The organism is Streptomyces sp. 150FB, from assembly GCF_000818195.1.
Lineage (GTDB): Bacteria > Actinomycetota > Actinomycetes > Streptomycetales > Streptomycetaceae > Streptomyces.
Genome location: NZ_JTHL01000001.1, coordinates 268,223 through 272,370, shown reverse-complemented (window position 1 = coordinate 272,370; position 4,148 = coordinate 268,223). Strand labels below are relative to the sequence as shown.

Below are 4,148 nucleotides of genomic sequence, written 5' to 3'. Positions count from 1 at the left end.
CGACCGCCTCGGGCACGCCCGCCCCGCTGAGCAGGTCGCCGGTCAGCAGCCCGGGGGCCCGGCGGCGGCTGAGGGAGCGTACGTCGTGGCCCGCCGCGCGCAGGGCGCCGACGGTCGGTGTCCCGAGGGCGCCCGTAGCGCCGGTGACGAGAACGGTCCTGGGCGGTGTTGTCGGATTCATGTCCGGTCCTTTCGTTCACCCTCAAGACCGATCGGAACCCGATTCTGTGACAGCCGCGCCCCGGCCGCCCCCCGGCGGGGGTACGGCTGGGGGTACGGCCGGGCGCCCCGGTCCCTCAGGAGGTCCGGGTGGCTGTCACGTTGTGCCCTTCCAGCGTGACCAGGGGCCGCCCCGAGCCGAGCGCGTCCGCCTCCCAGGACAGGGTGATCTCACGCTTCTCGTCGGGCAGCAGCCACAGGTAGTTGTCCTCGTACAGCGTGGGCAGCACCCGCTGGTCGGAGACCTTGTCGCGCAGCCCCAGCCGCACCATGGCGGCGACCGCCGAACCGGTGTTGTGCACGGTCACCTTCAGCGAACGCCGGGTGCCCTCGCGTACGGTACGGCCGAGCCCCACCGAGACCCGGGTCTCGCGCAGGGTGTTGAGCGCCTTCATGTCGCCGGCCGTGCGGTAGCGCCAGTACGTGTTCTCCGACAGCACCGTGCCGTCGGCGCCGGTCGCCACCAGCCGCAGCAGATGCAGCGCGGGCAGCGCGTCCGTCCAGCCGGCGGTGAACAGCTCCACCGACGACGAGGGGCCCGCGTCCGTCGTCTGCCGCACGGGGTCGCCCAGCGCCTTGCCGTCCAGGTCGTGGAGGCGCGCGGTGACGGTGACGCCCTTCAGCGTCCTCGTGGTGTGGTTGGCCACCACGACCCGCCAGTCGGCGCGGCTCGCCTGGACGTGGACGGGCTCGCAGCCCTTGCGGGCGCCGTAGTACGTACCGTTGACGTCCATGTCGTAGTCGTACGTCTGCCAGACCGTGCTGTGCCACGCCGGGTGGGACATCCACAGCAGCAGCGCCCGCGCGTCGTTCCACAGGTTCTGGTTCCACGCCTCGAACATCGCGCGCACGTTCTCGTAGTTGATGAACTGCGCCTTGCGGCTGAACTCGTCGAGGCTTGAGGACTCACCGAGCCGGGCGTCGATGGCGTCCTTGTACGCGGCGGGGCGCTGGTTGCCGTTGGCCGACCAGTCGTGGTTGAACCAGACGTCGCCGATCGGCCACTCCTGCGCGTCCCCGACGAGGTTCTTCATGGACTCGGTGACGGAGACGGTGGGGATGCCGATCTCGGTGTGGAAGCCGAAGTTGCCGGTGTCGTAGGTCTTCTTGTCGAAGTACGCCTCCGGCTCGACGTAGTAGTACGGGCCGTGGCCGGAGACCGTGCCGTCGGCGGAGTTCGCGAGATAGAAGATCTCGTCGTCCTCCTCGGTGATGGCCTTGAGCAGGCCCGCGCCGATCGTCTGCGGCGGATTCTCCTCGTTGGCCGCGCACCAGACGGCGATGCACGGATGCGTACGGAAGCGGCGGATCGTGTCGCGGGCGATGTCCACGTAGTCCGGGATCTCGTCGAGGAAGGGCCCGGCCTCCCAGAAGTCGTTCCACACGAGGATGCCGTTCTCGTCACAGGCGGCGAAGAACTCCTCGCGGTTGGACGATCCGATCCAGTTCCTGATCATCGTGAAGTTCATGTCGCGGTGCATCCGGATGACCGCGTTCATCCGCTCGGCCGGCATCCGGCGCAGCAGCTCGTCCCAGCCCCAGTTGCCGCCCCGGCAGAAGACCGGCACACCGTTGACGATGATCTTCAGCGGGGTCGTCGCGTTGGAGACCTCCTTGGCGTCCGTCCAGGTCTTCGCGTCGTCGGACACCTGCACGGTGAAGTCGGCCGCGTACGCCTCCTGCCAGTCGATCGCGACGGTGTCGAAGGAGACCGGACCGCCGAGGTCGACCTGGATCCACTCGCCGTCGTTGTACGCCGACGACCAGCGGGTGGTGGCGTCTCCGTCGACCGCGTTCTCCGGCTTGTTCCCCGGGTCGTCGACGGACGAGGACGTGACCGTCCTGTGCAGCGCGAGGTCCGTGCCGGGCGCCGAGGAGGCCGCCACGGTCAGGCCCCACATGGAGATGCCCCACCCGGTGGCCCTCCGGCCGCCCAGCACGCGTACGTAACGGGCCTGGCGCGCGCCGACGTTCACGGTCTGCCGGAAGAAGTCCTGCCCGGGCGGGAAGACGACGGGCTGCTCGTGCGTGTACGTGAACTCCCTGATCCCGAAGCGCACCGAGCGCCGGTCGCTCAGGGCGCCCGAGACCGTGGCGGTCATGGTCAGGTCGTACAGGTACGGGTCGCCGTAGCCGTTCGGCCACCACAGCTCGGGATCGCGCAGCTCGAGCTGGGGGAAGTCCGCCGGAGCGAACGACACCTCGGTGCTCTCCCCGGCGCCGACACTCACCTTCCGGCTGACCTTCACCTTCCCGAAGGCGGCGTCCACGGTGACGGAGCGCGTCACGGAACCGGCGTTGCGCACGGGGACGGTGATGGTCACCTCGGCGCGGGAGGTGTCGGGCGAGTCCGGCAGCTTGGAGACGACCCGGGCGTCACCGATCACGGCGTCGCCGGTGGACCTGAGGCGTACGTGGTTCCAGATCCCGGACACCCGGTCGCGTATCGCGGGAATCCAGTCCCAGCCCGACACCGCCAGATAGGTGGGGGAGTCGAGGTAGATCTTCGCCGACTGTACGAAGGCGTTCCCGTCGGGGCCCTTGTCGGCCGGGCTCCCGGGGTGCGGCATCGGCGTGATGCCGACGGCGAGGACCTGCTCCTTCCCGCCGGGGAGCAGGTGTTCCGCGATGTCGAGGGCGGTCCTGGCGAAGGGCGAGGTGAGTTCGCCGGCCTTCGCGCCGTTGATCCAGATGTCGGCGTGGTGGTTGATGCCGTCGAACTCCAGCCAGACGTGCCGTCCGGCGCCCGCCTCGAAGCCGCCCGGCAGCGCGAACGCCCGGCGGTACCACCACGAGTGCCTCGAAAGCGCCTCGGGGATGCGCATGTTGTTGAACCCGGACACCGGGTCCGGGAAGTGCCCCTGCTCGACGAGCGTCGCGAGGACGGTCCCCGGCACCGTGGCGGGCAGCCACTCGCCGGTGTCCACCGAAGGACCCGAGAGCGCGGCGCCGTCGGCGGTCCCGGCGAAGTCGTCCATCGTCAGGTCCCAGCCGGACTCCAGGGGTACGGTCCCGTCGTCGCTCACGGAGAGCGCGGGCGCGGCGCCGTCGCGGCCCTTCCAGCTCGTCCAGCCGCGCGCCTGGGGCCGCTCGTGCTCGCTGGTGCCGTACACCTGGAAGCTGTTGAGGCCGAGCGGATTGCCGTTGGAGCGCTTGGTCGCCGAGAGCCGGACCCAGCGGGCCACCGCAGGTTCGGACAGCGGGATCGCGGTCTCGCCGCCCGTACCCGACGTCGTGGAGTGCACGGTCCGCCAGGTCTTCCCGTCGTCCGACACGTCGATGGTGAACGCGACGGCCGCGCTGGAGAGGATCTCCGTACCGACCGTGTCCGAGCGCGGCTGGCCGCCGGTCGAGGGGACGAACGTCGGGTCGCCGTCCTTCGCCTCGAAGACCAGCGTCACCGACTCGATCCGGCACGGGGCCTGGAGATCGACCGAGATCCACTGGTTGTCGCCCTGTGCGGCCCGCCAGCCGCTGCCCTTCACACCCGTCAGCGCCAGCCTGTCCACGACGAATTCGGCGGGGGTGGGCGCGTAGTCGGTCGAGGAGACAGCGACCGGGCGGTAGAGCGCCAGATCCTCCGGAGCGCCCGCTGCGGGCTTCCGGCCGGCCGCGTACGCGGGGACGGTCGTCAGCCCGGCGGCGCCGAGGCTGAATCCGGCCAGCAGTACGGCGTTCGCCGACAAGAACGAGCGACGCGACACCGTAGAGGGTTCCTGACTCATGGCCAGCACTCCGATCACTGCGAAGAAATGACATCGTTGTCAGCAGGACAGTGCACTGCGTTCACCCGGGGGACAAGAGGCAAAACGGACCGGCTCAATATTAATTACTATTTTTTTGTCGGGCGGCGCTGCGGTTGTCGCGCGCCGGACCTGTCGGCCGGGGCTACGGGCCGGACAGGGCCAGGGCCGTCGCGAACCCCTCCC

General features: G+C 69.8%; 2 protein-coding genes. Both read right to left on the bottom strand.

The features are described 5' to 3' along the window. Window positions 1-181, bottom strand: a 181-nt coding sequence (locus QR77_RS48055; protein WP_040019216.1) for an NAD-dependent epimerase/dehydratase family protein, incomplete at its 3' end; no start/stop codon positions are given. A 115-nt stretch (window positions 182-296) separates the two neighbouring features. Continuing rightward, window positions 297-3,944: a discoidin domain-containing protein gene (locus QR77_RS00965; protein WP_040027053.1), complete on the bottom strand. Its 3,648-nt coding sequence runs from the start codon at window positions 3,942-3,944 to the stop codon at window positions 297-299. Between the last annotated feature and the right edge of the window lie 204 nt (window positions 3,945-4,148).